The sequence below is a fragment of the Xanthomonas sp. F4 genome (assembly GCF_011761895.1).
The window spans coordinates 24,240-37,563 of sequence record NZ_JAASQX010000005.1; the positions used below are offsets into that span (position 1 = coordinate 24,240).

Annotated in this window: 13 protein-coding genes; 5 read left to right on the top strand and 8 right to left on the bottom strand. The window is 69.4% G+C overall.

Going from position 1 to position 13,324, the window contains the following annotated elements; genetic code table 11:
• The first annotated feature begins 170 nt into the window (after window positions 1-170).
• The gene (locus tag FHR66_RS15915; RefSeq protein WP_160967224.1) at window positions 171-1,193 is read left to right on the top strand and encodes a sugar kinase; all 1,023 of its coding nucleotides are present in this window, start codon (window positions 171-173) and stop codon (window positions 1,191-1,193) included.
• Window positions 1,194-1,807: 614 nt separating this feature from the next.
• Here FHR66_RS15915 and fabV read toward each other — a convergent pair.
• From fabV to FHR66_RS15930, 3 genes are all read right to left on the bottom strand, one after another.
• On the bottom strand, window positions 1,808-3,013 hold the full coding sequence (fabV, locus tag FHR66_RS15920) for an enoyl-ACP reductase FabV (RefSeq protein WP_160967222.1): 1,206 nt from the start codon (window positions 3,011-3,013) through the stop codon (window positions 1,808-1,810).
• 379 nt (window positions 3,014-3,392) lie between these two features.
• Window positions 3,393-4,025, bottom strand: coding sequence for a response regulator (locus tag FHR66_RS15925; RefSeq protein ID WP_160967220.1), 633 nt, complete (start codon window positions 4,023-4,025; stop codon window positions 3,393-3,395).
• Entirely contained in the window at window positions 4,022-5,119 is a 1,098-nt protein-coding gene (locus tag FHR66_RS15930) for a sensor histidine kinase (RefSeq protein ID WP_160967218.1), read from the bottom strand. Before FHR66_RS15930 ends, FHR66_RS15925 begins: the two co-directional genes overlap by 4 nt.
• 223 nt (window positions 5,120-5,342) lie before the next feature.
• Between FHR66_RS15930 and FHR66_RS15935 the strand changes: the two genes are divergently transcribed.
• The 3 genes from FHR66_RS15935 to lldD all read left to right on the top strand — a co-directional run bounded on the left by FHR66_RS15935 (window position 5,343) and on the right by lldD (window position 8,130).
• Complete coding sequence (locus FHR66_RS15935) at window positions 5,343-5,924, top strand: methyltransferase family protein (RefSeq protein ID WP_160967216.1); 582 nt, start codon at window positions 5,343-5,345, stop codon at window positions 5,922-5,924.
• Between the two features lie 246 nt (window positions 5,925-6,170).
• Window positions 6,171-6,956: a transcriptional regulator LldR gene (lldR, locus tag FHR66_RS15940; protein WP_160967214.1), complete on the top strand. Its 786-nt coding sequence runs from the start codon at window positions 6,171-6,173 to the stop codon at window positions 6,954-6,956.
• Window positions 6,957-6,969: 13 nt separating this feature from the next.
• The gene (lldD, locus tag FHR66_RS15945) at window positions 6,970-8,130 is read left to right on the top strand and encodes an FMN-dependent L-lactate dehydrogenase LldD (RefSeq protein WP_160967212.1); all 1,161 of its coding nucleotides are present in this window, start codon (window positions 6,970-6,972) and stop codon (window positions 8,128-8,130) included.
• A 44-nt stretch (window positions 8,131-8,174) separates the two neighbouring features.
• Here the strand turns inward: lldD and ku are convergent, their stop codons facing one another.
• Window positions 8,175-9,143, bottom strand: coding sequence for a non-homologous end joining protein Ku (ku, locus tag FHR66_RS15950; RefSeq protein ID WP_160967210.1), 969 nt, complete (start codon window positions 9,141-9,143; stop codon window positions 8,175-8,177).
• Window positions 9,143-9,538, bottom strand: a complete 396-nt coding sequence (locus FHR66_RS15955; protein WP_160967208.1) for a hypothetical protein — start codon at window positions 9,536-9,538, stop codon at window positions 9,143-9,145. The genes ku and FHR66_RS15955 overlap by 1 nt, the downstream gene beginning before the upstream one ends.
• Before the next feature lie 160 nt (window positions 9,539-9,698).
• Between FHR66_RS15955 and FHR66_RS15960 the strand changes: the two genes are divergently transcribed.
• Entirely contained in the window at window positions 9,699-10,001 is a 303-nt protein-coding gene (locus FHR66_RS15960) for a hypothetical protein (protein ID WP_167087944.1), read from the top strand.
• A 160-nt stretch (window positions 10,002-10,161) separates the two neighbouring features.
• On the opposite strand, the gene FHR66_RS15965 is transcribed toward FHR66_RS15960, so the two are convergent.
• From FHR66_RS15965 to adh, 3 genes are all read right to left on the bottom strand, one after another.
• Window positions 10,162-10,557 carry a DUF779 domain-containing protein gene (locus FHR66_RS15965; RefSeq protein WP_160967204.1) on the bottom strand — a complete coding sequence of 132 codons (396 nt, stop codon included), beginning with the start codon at window positions 10,555-10,557 and terminating at the stop codon, window positions 10,162-10,164.
• Window positions 10,557-11,585 carry an alcohol dehydrogenase AdhP gene (gene adhP, locus FHR66_RS15970; protein ID WP_160967202.1) on the bottom strand — a complete coding sequence of 343 codons (1,029 nt, stop codon included), beginning with the start codon at window positions 11,583-11,585 and terminating at the stop codon, window positions 10,557-10,559. Before adhP ends, FHR66_RS15965 begins: the two co-directional genes overlap by 1 nt.
• Window positions 11,586-11,713: 128 nt before the next feature.
• A complete protein-coding gene (gene adh / locus FHR66_RS15975) occupies window positions 11,714-13,243 on the bottom strand; it encodes an aldehyde dehydrogenase (protein ID WP_160967200.1) in 1,530 nt (509 codons plus the stop codon).
• Window positions 13,244-13,324 lie beyond the last annotated feature (81 nt).

Genomic DNA, 13,324 nt, shown 5'->3' on the forward strand with positions numbered 1-13,324 from the left:
TAGGCGGGAAGAGGGTCTTTGCAGTCAATGAGATAGCGCAAGAGCGCGACGCCGGCCAGTGCCGAAGCGCCTGCTGACGCACAGAAATGACACCGCTGGTCACTTGTTCTGGCCGACGCCCGCGTTTCGCGGCATGCTTGGCGTCCTTTCGGCCGCCGGACCCGCCCGCCATGACCGCTTCCCGCATCGTCTGCTTCGGCGAACTGTTGCTGCGCCTGGGCGCGCCCGGCCACGAACGCCTGCTGCAGACCCCGCGCCTGGAGGTGCAGGTGGGTGGCGCCGAGGCCAACGTGGGCGTGGCGCTGGCGCATTTCGGCCACGCCGTCTCGGTGGTCAGCGTGCTGCCGGACAACCCGCTGGGCCAGGCCGCCGCCGGCGAACTGCGCCGGCATGGCGTGGACACCGCCGGGGTGCGCTTCGTCCCGGGGCGCATGGGCCTGTACTTCCTCAGCACCGGCGCCGGGCATCGGCCCAGCGAAGTCACCTACGACCGCGCCGGCTCGGCCTTCGCGCTGGATGCCGGCGACCGCCACGACTGGCCGGCGCTGCTGCACGGCGCGCAGTGGCTGCACCTGTCCGGGGTGACCCCGGCACTGGGCGAACGTGGCGCCGCCGCGGCGCTGACGGCGGCACAGGCGGCACGCGCGGCCGGGGTGCGAGTGTCGTTCGACGGCAACTATCGGCCCAAACTGTGGGAGGCCTGGAACGGCGATGCCCCGGGCATCCTCCGGAAGTTGCTGGCGCAGGCGGACGTGCTGTTCGCCGACTACCGCGACCTGGAAGTGGTGCTGGGCCACCGCTACCCGCAGGACAGCGTGCAGGCGAGGGTGGAGGCCGGCGCGCGCGATGCCTTCGCCGCGTTCCCGCAGCTGCAGGCGATGGCCTGCACCCAGCGTTTGGCGCACAGCGTGGACCGGCACAGCCTGGGCGCGATGCTGCTGCGCCGCGACGGCAGCGTGGCGCAGGCGCCGGCCGAGGAACTGAGCGGCATCGTCGACCGCATCGGCGGCGGCGATGCCTTCGCCGCCGGCGTGCTGCACGGCTTGAGCCAGGGCTGGGACGACACCGCCACGATCCGCTTCGGCCTGGCCGCCGGCTGCCTCAAGCACACGCTGCCGGGCGACGTGCTGGCGCTGAGCGAGGCCGAGGTGCAGGCCTGCGTGGGGGCGACGCGGTTCGATGTGAGGCGTTGAAAGGCCGGGATTGGGGATTGGGGATTGGAGATTGGTTTTGCGGCGCTGGCGGTGTGGGTTTTACTTGCGGATTGGCGCTGCGCTGCGGCGGGTTTTTTAGTCCTGATGCTTGATGCTGTGCGGGCAGTTCCGGCACCGCGGCTTCGGTTGTCGCGGCTGAAGCCGCTCCTACGGGGGGAAGCTGCCGCGGGGATGGATGGGGTCTTTGTGGGAGGGACTTCAGTCCCGACGCGGTCTCTATCAACTCGCGCATCGCCGCTTCGCTTGTCGCGGCTGAAGCCGCTCCTCCGGGTGCAGCGGGCGCTCTTCTTGTAGGAGCGGCGTTAGCCGCGACCGGCAATCGCACGTTGGCGATGCGCGGTGCGAGCGCAATGGCGCACATGTCGCTGCTTCGGTGTTGCGGGCAGCGCCGCTAATCCACTGCACGGCCTTGGCCTGCCGCAACTGCATCGCCCTCGCCTGCTTCGCTACGCAGGCACCGCTCATCTCGGCCTCGCCATCGCCGCGGTGGCCACCGGAAAAAGAAAACGGCCGACATCGCTGCCGGCCGCATGTTCTGTCCGGGCTTCGGGATCAAAACGACTCCCGAATCCCCACTCCCGAATCCCCGCCCCTCAGAGCTCCACGCAATCGAACTTCACGTCGGGGTCGACCTCGGCGTCGTAATCCACGTCCTTGCGCTCGAAGCCGAACAGCTTGAGGAACTCGTGTTTGTAGCCGGCGTAGTCGGTGAGCTGGAACAGGTTCTCGGTGGTCACCTGCGGCCACAGCGCCTTGCAGGCGTCCTGCACGTCGTCGCGCAGTTCCCAGTCGTCCAGGCGCAGCCGGTTCTCGTCATCGGTGGCGGCCGGCTGGCCGTCCTCGCGATACAGGCGCTCGCGGAACAGGCGGTCGGCCTGTTCGATGGTGCCTTCGTGCAGGCCCTTTTCCTTCATGATCTTGTAGACCATGGAGATGTACAGCGGCATCACCGGGATCGCCGCGCTGGCCTGGGTCACCACCGATTTCAGCACCGCCACGTTGGCCGTGCCGCCCTGCGGTTGCAGGCGCGCGTGCAGGCGCTGCGCGGTCTGGTCGAGGTCGACCTTGGCCTTGCCCAGTGCGCCGTGCCAATAGATCGGCCAGGTGATCTCGGTGCCGATGTAGCTGAAGGCGACGGTGCGCGCGCCCGGGGCGAGCACGCCGGCGGCGTCCAGTGCGTCGATCCACAGTTCCCAGTCCTGCCCGCCCATCACGGTGATGGTGTCTTCGATCTCCTGCTCGGTGGCCGGCTCGATCGAGGCCTCGATGATGGCGTCCTTGTTGGTGTCGATGGCGGTGGCGGTATAGGTCTGGCCGATCGGCTTGAGCGCCGAGCGCTTCACTTCGCCGGTGCTCGGCAGCTTGCGCACCGGCGAGGCCAGCGAATACACCACCAGGTCGACCTGGCCGCCCATGTCCTGCTTGATCAGCTCGATCACCTTCTCGCGCGCCTGGTCGGAGAACGCGTCGCCGTTGATCGACTTGCTGTACAGGCCGTCGGCCTTGGCCTGCTTGTCGAACGCGGCGGCGTTGTACCAACCGGCGGTGCCGGCCTTCTTCTCGCTGCCGGGCTTCTCGAAGAACACGCCGAGGGTGGCGGCGCCGAAACCGAACGCGGCGGTGATGCGCGAGGCCAGGCCATAGCCGCTGGACGCGCCGATCACCAGCACGTTCTTTGGCCCATCGTGGCGCACGCCGCGCGCGCGCGTGGCGGCGATCTGCTCGAGCACGTTGCGCTCGCAACCGAGCGGATGCGTGGTGGTGCAGATGAAACCGCGGACTTTCGGATGGATGATCAACGTGAATTCCTCATCGGCACAATGCCCGCGGCATCTTAATGTCTGCGGCCGGCGCGCAGAAGTCCCGGCGGCAGCACACGGCGGGGTATGGAGTTCGGTGTGGGTGGAGGCACGCGCGTTCGGGGGTGTCGCGTCGCGACTGAAGTCGCTCCCACATGGGGCGGCGTCGCGGTGGCGGATGTTGTGCTGACTGGAGGGAAAAGCGCTGAGCGGCGAGCCGCGCACCGCGGCGTCGGTTGTCGCGGCTGAAGCCGCTCCTACCAGATGGGACGGTACCGCCATTGCGACGGTGCCGCCATGTCGGATGGAGACAGTGTGGGAGGGACTTCAGTCCCGACGCAGTGCCACTGGCCGGTGCAGCGCTGCCGCTTTGCGCGCATCAGATGATGCGCAAGGTGATCGCCTTGAGCACGGCGCGGGTGCGGTCGCGGGTGCCGAGCTTGTCGAGGATGGTGGAGACGTAGTTCTTCACCGTGCCCTCGGCCAGGAACAGGCTGCGCGCGATCTCCTTGTTGGAGTAGCCGCCGGCGAGCAGGCGCAGGATCGCCACTTCGCGTTCGTTGAAGGTGTCGCGCGGGGCGTCCTCGTCGCGGTAGCGGTAGCGCGCGCGCACCGGGTCGGTGCTGACCGGCTGCAGCAAGGTCTCCCCGGCCGCCACGCGCGCGATCGCCTCGCGCAGGTCCTCCGGTGCGGCGTCCTTGAGCAGGAAGCCCTGCGCGCCGGCGTCGGTGGCGCGCAGCAACAGGTCGGATTCGTCGAAGGTGGTGAGCAGCAGCACCGGCGTGCGGTCGCCGCGCGCGCGCAGCTGCTGCAGCGCCTGGATGCCGTCCATGCCCGGCATGCGGATATCGCTGAGCACCACGTCCACCGGCGTGGCCGCGACCGCGTCGAGCAGGGCCTGGCCGTCGTCGGCCTCGCAGGCGACGACGATGCCCTGGGTCTGCAGCAGCGCACGCAGGCCTGCGCGCACCAGCACCTGGTCGTCGGCCAGGGCGATCCGCAGCGCGCTCACAGCGGCAGCCTCGCGCTCAACTGCATGCCGCCCAGCGGCGTGCGGCCCAGCTCCAGGCGTCCTTGCAGGGCGGCCAGGCGCTCGCGCATGCCGGCGATGCCGTTGCCTTCGCGGATGCGCTCGGCGCGGTGGCCGTCGTCCTCGATGTCCAGGCACAGCTGCTGCCGGTCCTGGCCCAGCCGCACCCGCACATGCGCGGCGTCGGCATGCCGCGCGGCGTTGGTGAGTGCTTCCTGCACCAGCCGCAACAGGGTCTCGGCCAGGTGCGGATCGGTGATGCGCAGCGCCGGGTCGATCTGCAACTGCAACTGCGGTCGTGGGAACGGTGCGGCCAGGGCGCACAGCGCCGTCTCCAGATCCACGCCGCGGTCGTCGCGCAGCGATTGCACCACCGCACGGATATCGGTCAGCAGTTCACCGGACAGCTGCTCCACGGTCGCCACCTCCGTGCGCTGCACCAGCGCCGGATCGGCCAGCAGCAGGCGCAACTGGATGCGCATGGCGGTGAGCTTGTGCCCGGCCACGTCGTGCAGTTCGCGCGCCAGGCGCAGGCGCTCGGCATCGCGGGTGCTGTCGGCGAGCAGCGCGCGGGTGGCCAGCAGGTCGGCGTTGACCCGCGCCAGCGCTTCGCGCGCCAGCTCGGCGGTGCGCGCGTAATGCGCGCTCAGACCGGCGAAGGCGTGGAAGCCGGCGTAGATCAGCGTGGTCGGCAGCGGATGCCGGATCCCGGCGGCGGACAACGCCAGGAACGTGCCGAGGTTGGCCAGCAACGCCAGCGCCAGCACCTGTCGCGGCGGCCACTGCAGCGCCACCTGCGCGACCACCACCACCAGCAGCACCGGCGCGGTGCCCACGCGCGGTTCCAGCCAGACCAGGGCCATCGCAGCCGCGGCCTCCAGCCACAGTGCGGCGTCGCGCCAACGCCCGGGCAGGTAGTGGGCGCCGATCAGCGGTAGCAGGAACAGCGCCGCCGCGATCCAGCGCCAAGCCGCCAGGGCATGCGGCGCGAACTGGAACGACCACAACACGGTGGCCACGGTCAGCAGCCCGGCCAGGCGCTTGGGTTCGATCAGGTCACGCAGGAATCGATTCATGCGACGGATGCTGACCGCGTGCCGACGCCGCAGCAATGGGGCGCACGCAGAAAGTGACTTCCGGCAGGCGGCCGGCATGACCAGCGGCCACTGTCGCGCCACCGCGATGGCGGCACACTGCGTCCATGCCCGCTGCATGCCGGACGATCGGCACGCAGGACGGACCCGATTCATCCACCCTGCCACGCACTGTGTGGCGCACGCTGCCACGAGGAACACCGCCATGCTCCTGACCCTGCGCCATCCGGATCTGCTGTTCCTGCTGCTTAGCCTGAGTTGGGGTGCCTACGAAATGGTGCTCGGGCGCCGCCGCCGCGCTGCCGACGGCGGCGCCCGCGACCAGGGCACGCTGCGCCTGCTGTGGCGCGTGCTGTACGCCGCGGTGGCGCTGGGCGTGTTGCTGTCGCTGCTCGGCGTGTGGCGCTACGCGCCGCACTTGCGCGAACCGCTGCGCTGGACGGCCTGCGCGCTGCTGGCCAGCGGACTGGCGCTGCGGCTGTGGTCGATCCGCGTCCTGGCGCGCTGGTTCACGGTGGACGTGACCATCCAGGAGGGCCACCGCCTGGTTCGCCACGGGCCGTACCGGTATCTGCGGCATCCCTCGTACACCGGCGTGCTGCTGGCGTTCTACGGGCTGGCGCTGGGCATGGGCAACGTGCTGTCGCTGCTGGCGATCGTGCTGCCGGTGACCTGGGCGTTCCTGCGTCGCATCCAGGTCGAGGAAGCGATGCTGACCCAGGCCTTCCCCGAGGAGTACCCGCACTACGCCGCGCACAGCTGGCGGCTGCTGCCGTGGGTGTGGTGAGGCCGCGGCGATCGCCCTGCGGGTCCTGATCCTGGCCGCCCTGCCCCACCTGGCGATGCCGCTGCTGATCGCACATTGGTGGCGGGACGGATGCTGGCCATGGCGGTGGACCATTGCCGCAGCGGCTTATTGGTATTACCAATATTCGCAAGCATCTCTTTGACGTGATTGACGCCACCTGAGATCCGGCGCCTAATGGCCCTGCCATCGCTTTCCCACCGCGTAATTGGTATGACCAAAAATTTCATGACTGCCAGCCCGCCGGTTGCCGCCGAGCTCCCTGCCCGGCTCAGCGACCGGGTCGCCGCACAGCTGCGCACGCTGATCGCGCAACGCGGCCTGGCGGCCGACGCGCGCCTGCCCGCCGAGCGCGCTCTGGCGGCAGAACTGGGCGTCTCGCGCCCGGTGCTGCGCGAAGCTATCGCCCAGCTCGCCAGCCAGGGGCTGCTGCGGGCCCGGGTGGGCGGCGGCACCTACGTGCAACGGCCACCGACCCCGGAGGACCAGGTGGTGGCGCCGCTGCAGCCGTTCCTGCCGCTGCTGCACGCCGACCCCGAGTACCGCTTCGACGTGCTGGAGGCCCGCCATGCCCTGGAAGGCGCCACCGCCTGGCACGCCGCGCTGCGTGCCACCGACGACGACCGCGCGCGCATCGACGCCGCGTTCGAGGCGCTGCAGCAGACCCATGCGCAGGCCGACGCGGCAGCGCAGGCGCACGCCGACGCCGCCTTCCACCTGGCCATCGCCGAGGCCACCCACAACCGCGTGCTGCTGCAGGTGATGCGCGGGCTGTTCGACCTGCTGCAGGCCAACATCTCGCAGAGCCGGCAACAGTTGTTCGCCTCGCCGCGCATCTTCGCCGCGCTGCACGCGCAGCACCGCGCGCTGCGCGACGCGATCCTGGCCGGCGACCCCGAACGCGCCCGCGCCGCCGCGCACGCCCACCTGGAATTCGTGCACAGCGCGCTGCGCACCCTCGACGAGGACGATGCGCGCCGCGCCCGTGCCTCGCGCCTGCCTTCCTCTCCCTGACCGCCCTGCCGCCATGATCATTTCCGCCTCCACCGACTACCGTGCCGCCGCCCAGCGCCGGCTGCCGCCGTTCCTGTTCCACTACATCGACGGCGGCGCCTATGCCGAGCACACCCTGCGCCGCAACGTGGCCGACCTGAGCGACATCGCCCTGCGCCAGCGGGTGCTGCGCGACATGTCGGCGCTGGACCTGCACACCGAGCTGTTCGGCGAACGCCTGGCCTTGCCGGTGGCGCTGGGGCCGGTGGGCCTGACCGGCATGTACGCGCGCCGCGGCGAGGTGCAGGCGGCCAAGGCCGCAGCGGCCAAGGGGGTGCCGTTCACCCTGTCCACGGTCTCGGTGTGCCCGATCGAGGAAGTGGCGCCAGCGATCGATCGGCCGATGTGGTTCCAGCTGTACGTGCTCAAGGACCGCGGCTTTATGCGCAACGCGCTGGAACGGGCCAAGGCGGCGGGCGTGACCACCCTGGTGTTCACCGTGGACATGCCGGTGCCGGGCGCGCGCTACCGCGACGCGCATTCGGGCATGAGCGGCCCCAACGCGCCGTTGCGGCGCATGCTGCAGGCGGTCACGCATCCGCGCTGGGCCTGGGACGTGGGTCTGCGCGGGCGTCCGCACGACCTGGGCAACATCTCCACCTACCGCGGCCACCCCACCGGACTGGCCGACTACATCGGCTGGCTCGGCGCCAACTTCGATCCATCGATCGCGTGGAAGGACCTGGAGTGGATCCGCGAATTCTGGACCGGGCCGATGGTGATCAAGGGCATCCTCGACCCGGCCGACGCGCGCGACGCGGTGCGTTTTGGCGCCGACGGCATCGTCGTCTCCAACCATGGCGGGCGCCAGCTCGACGGCGTGCTGTCCAGCGCGCGGGCGCTGCCGGCGATCGCCGATGCGGTGAAGGGCGAGTTGAAGATCCTGGCCGACTCCGGCGTGCGCAGCGGCCTGGACGTGGTGCGCATGCTGGCGCTGGGCGCCGACACGGTGCTGCTCGGCCGCGCTTTCGTCTACGCGCTGGCCGCCGGCGGCCAGGCCGGGGTGGAGCATCTGCTGACCCTGATCGAGAAGGAGATGCAGGTGGCGATGACCCTGACCGGCGCCAAGTCGATCGCCGCCATCTCGCGCGATTCGCTGGCGCAGGTGACGCGCGAGGGGATGGTCGCGGCGTAGGGCCGCTGCGGCCCGAGCGCCGCCGCAACCTGCCTGACTCTGCCCTACCCGGCCTTGCGCCGCGCCGGCGCCTTGCGCGCAGCTGGCTTGGCCTTGGCCGCCGCCGGTTTGGCGCGTGTCGCCTTCTTCGCCTTGCCGGCCGCCGTCTTGGTGGCCTTTTTCGCGGTCTTGCGCACCGGCACGCGCTCGTCCTGCTTGGCCGGCGTGCGCTTCTTGGCATCCAGGCTCTTCTGCAGCAGCGACATGAAATCGACCACGTTGGTGGTGGCATCCTCGCGCTGCGGCGCCTCGGCATCCTCGTCGACCTGAGCCATGCCCTCCTGCGCCTTGATCCGCTTCTGGATCACCGCGTGCAGCCGCTCGCGGAACTCGTCGTGGTAGGAATCGGGATCCCAGCGCCCGGACATCGAGTCGATCAACTGCGCCGCCATCTCGGTTTCCTTGGCGCTGATCCGGTAGTCGGCGGCCTTGCCGTTGGGCAGCGTGTAATCGTCCAGGTCGACAAGTTCCTGCGGATAGCGAAGCAGGATCAGCACCAGCGCGTCCTGCAGCGGCATCACCGCCGACAGATACTCACGGGTGCGGATCACCACCCGCGCGATGCCGACCTTGCCGGTATTGCGCAGGGTCTCGCGCAGCAGCACGTAGCCCTTCTCGGCCTTCTTGCCCGGCACCAGCACGTAGGGTTTCTCGAAGTAGCGCAGGTCGATCTCGGCGGCGTCGACGAAGGCCTCCACCTCCACCGTCTCGTGGCTTTCCGGCGCGGCCGAGGCGATGTCCTGCTGCTCGACCACCACGTAGTTGCCCTTGCTGTATTCGTAGGCCTTGACGATGTCCTTCCACGGCACTTCCTCGCCGGTGTCGGCGTTGACCCGCTCGAAGCGGATCGGGCGTTTGTCGCGCGAGTCGAGCATGCGGAAGTGCAGATCGATCCGGCGTTCGCCCGACATCAGCGACACCGGCACGTTGAGCAGGCCGAAGGACAGCGTGCCGGTCCAGATCGGGCGCGGCATCAGTGCGCTTCCCCACCGGCGGCCGGCGCGGGCAAATGGTCCAGCGCCTGCCAGGCGTCCTCGATCACCTGCCGCGCCTGGTTCCAGTCCAGCCGCGAGTCGCCGCGCATGAGGTCCCAGTGCGCGGCGAGTTCGTCCTCGGTCTCGGCACCCGGCCCGCGCGGCCAGCCGCGGGCATGGGTCTGCAGGGCGAAGGCGTAGGCCGGGCACAGGTCGCGCCATGGCGTGCGGTGGCGGGCGCGACGCTGGCGATAGTCGGCCAGGCTGTAGCGGCGATAGTCCGGCGCGTCGTGCGGACGCGGCGCGGCGCCACGGCGGCGATATGCCGGTGCGCTCGGCAAGGGATCCAGATGGGCGTTGAACAGCAGCGGGTCGGGGCGGTCGCTGGGGCGCATGGCAGGCTCCGGGCGGCAACGTCGGCGGGGGGATGCGCAGCAGTAGCGCTGCGGCCGTTAGCGACCCGTGACCGACGCGTGGAGGATGCGCGATTCGCAATGGCTTCACCGCGGCGGCGGTGAACTGGACTTCCGCCGCCATTCCCTGGAGGAACCGGACATGTCCACACCTACCGATCCGCTGCGTCGCGCGGCTCCCGTTCCCGGCGAACAGCGCGGCAAACGCGATACACAACTCAACGAGGACCGCGGCGCTGGCGACAGCCCCGAGACCATCGTCGAACACGAACCGCGCACCGGCGAACACCGCCCTGCCCCGCAGGACACGCCAGCGCACTCCACGCCGGACACGGTGCACGGACGGCATGCCGACGCGAACCAGGACGAAGCGCTGGAAGAAACCTTCCCGGCCAGCGACCCGGTGTCGCCGTTCGTGCCGGCGAAGCCGCCGAAGGCGTCTTAGGGCGTCGAAGACGTCGTTATCGCTGTATTGCCACGGTCGCTGTAGTGCTGCGCATGCCTCATCGTTGTAGGAGCGGCTTCAGCCGCGACCGAGGCGTTCCCGAGAACGCCCGTCGCGGCTGAAGCCGCTCCTACAGAGGCATCCGGGTGCGCGCTTTCGCCTACACCTTGCCCGCCGCCTCCAGCACGGCGTACTCGCTGTCGCTGAACAGCCGCGAGCGCACCAGGAAGCGCACGCCCTCGCCGTTTTCCAGCGAGAACATGCCGCCGCGGCCGGGCACCACATCGATGATCAGCTGGGTGTGCTTCCAGTAGGCGAACTGCGACGGGCTGATGTAGAACGGCGCCTCGCCGATCTCGCCCAGCAGCACGTCGCGGTCGCCGACGATGAAGTCGTCCTGCGGATAACACATCGGCGAGGAGCCGTCGCAGCAGCCGCCGGACTGGTGGAACAGCAGCGCGCCGTGCCGCGCCCGCAGCGTCGCGATCAACTGCAGGGCCGGCAGCGTCGCCAGCACCTGCGGCGGCGGCGCGGCCTCGGGCGCGGACATGTCCATCAGGCGGCCATGTCCAGCACGATGCGGCCTTCGATCTTGCCGGCGTGCATGCGCGCGAACACGTCGTTGATGTTGTCCAGGGTGTCGGTGGCCACCGTCGCGGCGACCTTGCCCTGCTCGGCGAATTCCAGCGATTCCTGCAGGTCCAGGCGGGTGCCGACGATCGAACCGCGCACGGTCACGCCGTTGAGCACCATGCCGAAGATGTCCAGCGGGAACTGGCCCGGCGGCAGGCCGTTGAGCGAGACCGTGCCGCCGCGGCGGACCATGCCGATGGCCTGCTCGAACGCCTTCGGCGAGACCGCGGTGACCAGCGCACCGTGTGCGCCGCCGATTTCCTTTTTGAGGTACGCCACCGGATCGGTGGTCCGCGCGTTCACCGTCACCGTTGCGCCCAGGCGCGTGGCCAGCGCCAGCTTGGCGTCGTCCACGTCCACCGCGGCCACGTTCAGGCCCATTGCCTTGGCGTACTGCACCGCCATGTGGCCGAGCCCGCCGATGCCGGAGATCACCACCCAGTTGCCGGGCCTGGTGTCGGTGACCTTCAGGCCCTTGTACACGGTGACGCCGGCGCACAGGATCGGCGCGACCTCGACGAAGCCGATGTTCTTCGGGAGATGGCCAACGTAATTGGCATTGGCCAAGGCGTATTCGGCGAACCCACCGTTGACCGAGTAGCCGGAGTTCTGCTGCGCCTCGCACAGGGTTTCCCAGCCGCCCAGGCAATGCTCGCAATGGCCGCAGGCCGAGTACAGCCACGGAATGCCGACGCGGTCGCCTTCCTTGACGTGGTCCACGCCGGCGCCGACCGCCACCACATGGCCCACGCCCTCGTGGCCGGGGATGAACGGCGGATTCGGCTTCACCGGCCAATCGCCCTCGGCGGCGTGCAGGTCGGTGTGGCACACACCGCAGGCCTCGATCTTGACCAGAATGTCGCCGGCCTGCGGCCGCGGCACCGCCACTTCCTCGATCGCCAGCGGCTTGCCGAACTCCCGCACCACGGCGGCTTTCATCGTCTTGTCCATCGCAACGCTCCTGAAGAAAAACGGGTACTGTCACCATCGCGCGACCGGCGACGGGTTGCCTTGATCCAGATCAGTTGGCGGGCTTGGCGGCGACACACCGGTTGCGTGCCGCCGCCCTGCCCCACGCGTCAGAAAAAGCCCAGCGCCTTCGGCGAGTAGCTGACCAGCAGGTTCTTGGTCTGCTGGTAGTGGTCGAGCATCATCTTGTGGTTCTCGCGGCCGATGCCCGACTGCTTGTAGCCGCCGAACGCGGCATGCGCCGGATAGGCGTGGTAGCAGTTGGTCCACACCCGCCCGGCCTGGATCGCGCGGCCCATGCGGTACAGCCGCGCCGCATCGCGGCTCCACACGCCGGCGCCGAGTCCGTACAGGGTGTCGTTGGCGATCGCCAGCGCCTCGGCCTCGTCCTTGAAGGTGGTCACCGACACCACCGGGCCGAAGATCTCCTCCTGGAAGATGCGCATCTTGTTGTGGCCCTTGAACACCGTCGGCTTGACGTAGAAGCCGCCCGCCAGGTCGCCGTCCAGCGCGTTGCGCTCGCCGCCGATCAGCACCTGCGCGCCTTCCTGCTTGCCGATGTCGATGTAGGACAGGATCTTCTCCAACTGCTCGCCGGAGGCCTGCGCGCCGACCATGGTGTTGGGATCGAGCGGGTTGCCCTGCTTGATCGCCGCCACCCGCTTGAGCGCCTTCTCCATGAACTTGTCGTAGATCGATTCCTGGATCAGCGCGCGCGACGGGCAGGTGCACACCTCGCCCTGGTTGAAGGCGAACAGCACGAAGCCTTCCACCGCCTTGTCGAGGAAGTCGTCGTCCTCGGCCATCACGTCGGCGAAGAAGATGTTCGGCGACTTGCCGCCCAGCTCCAGCGTCACCGGGATCAGGTTCTGGCTGGCGTACTGCATGATCAGCCGGCCGGTGGTGGTCTCGCCGGTGAAGGCGATCTTGGCGATGCGCGGGTTGCTGGCCAGCGGCTTGCCCGCCTCCAGGCCGAAGCCGTTGACCACGTTGAGCACGCCCGGCGGCAACAGGTCGCCGATGACTTCCATCAGCACCAGGATCGAGGCAGGGGTCTGCTCGGCCGGCTTCATCACCACGCAGTTGCCCGCGGCCAGCGCCGGCGCCAGCTTCCAGCACGCCATCAACAGCGGGAAGTTCCACGGGATGATCTGCCCGACCACGCCGAGCGGTTCGTGGAAGTGGTAGGCGATGGTGTCGTGGTCGATCTCGGAGATGCCGCCTTCCTGCGCGCGCACCGCGCCGGCGAAGTAGCGGAAGTGGTCCACGCACAGCGGCACGTCGGCGTTGAGCGTCTCGCGCACCGGCTTGCCGTTGTCCCAGGTCTCGGCGTAGGCCAGCAGCTCCAGGTTCTGCTCGATGCGGTCGGCGATCTTCAGCAGCACGTTGCTGCGCTCGGTGCTGGAGGCCTTGCCCCACGCGTCCTTGGCGGCGTGCGCGGCGTCGAGCGCGGCCTCGATATCCTCGGCGTTGGAGCGCGCCACCGAAGTGAACACCTTGCCGCTGATCGGCGTGCTGTTGTCGAAGTACTGCCCGCTCTTCGGCTCCACCCACTTGCCGCCGATGAAGTTGCCGTAGCGCGACTTGAAGATGGACTGCGGATCGGTGGCATGCGGCTTGGCAGTGCTGACGGCATTCATCGTGGTGTCTCCTTCGGCGGTCGAGAAGGACAGGGCAGGCCCGTCCGGGTAGCTGCGTAGGCGCAAGACCGATGCCAGGTT

Excerpts from the sequence above, each read along its gene's own strand:
- FHR66_RS15930 (WP_160967218.1), bottom strand. The coding sequence starts at position 5,119 with ATGAATCGATTCCTGCGTGACCTGATCGAACCCAAGCGCCTGGCCGGG.
- adhP (WP_160967202.1), bottom strand. The coding sequence starts at position 11,585 with ATGGACAAGACGATGAAAGCCGCCGTGGTGCGGGAGTTCGGCAAGCCG.
- FHR66_RS15965 (WP_160967204.1), bottom strand. The coding sequence starts at position 10,557 with ATGGACATGTCCGCGCCCGAGGCCGCGCCGCCGCCGCAGGTGCTGGCG.
- lldR (WP_160967214.1), top strand. The coding sequence starts at position 6,171 with ATGACTGCCAGCCCGCCGGTTGCCGCCGAGCTCCCTGCCCGGCTCAGC.
- FHR66_RS15955 (WP_160967208.1), bottom strand. The coding sequence starts at position 9,538 with ATGCGCCCCAGCGACCGCCCCGACCCGCTGCTGTTCAACGCCCATCTG.
- lldD (WP_160967212.1), top strand. The coding sequence starts at position 6,970 with ATGATCATTTCCGCCTCCACCGACTACCGTGCCGCCGCCCAGCGCCGG.
- FHR66_RS15960 (WP_167087944.1), top strand. The coding sequence starts at position 9,699 with ATGTCCACACCTACCGATCCGCTGCGTCGCGCGGCTCCCGTTCCCGGC.
- ku (WP_160967210.1), bottom strand. The coding sequence starts at position 9,143 with ATGCCGCGCCCGATCTGGACCGGCACGCTGTCCTTCGGCCTGCTCAAC.
- adh (WP_160967200.1), bottom strand. The coding sequence starts at position 13,243 with ATGAATGCCGTCAGCACTGCCAAGCCGCATGCCACCGATCCGCAGTCC.
- FHR66_RS15915 (WP_160967224.1), top strand. The coding sequence starts at position 171 with ATGACCGCTTCCCGCATCGTCTGCTTCGGCGAACTGTTGCTGCGCCTG.
- FHR66_RS15935 (WP_160967216.1), top strand. The coding sequence starts at position 5,343 with ATGCTCCTGACCCTGCGCCATCCGGATCTGCTGTTCCTGCTGCTTAGC.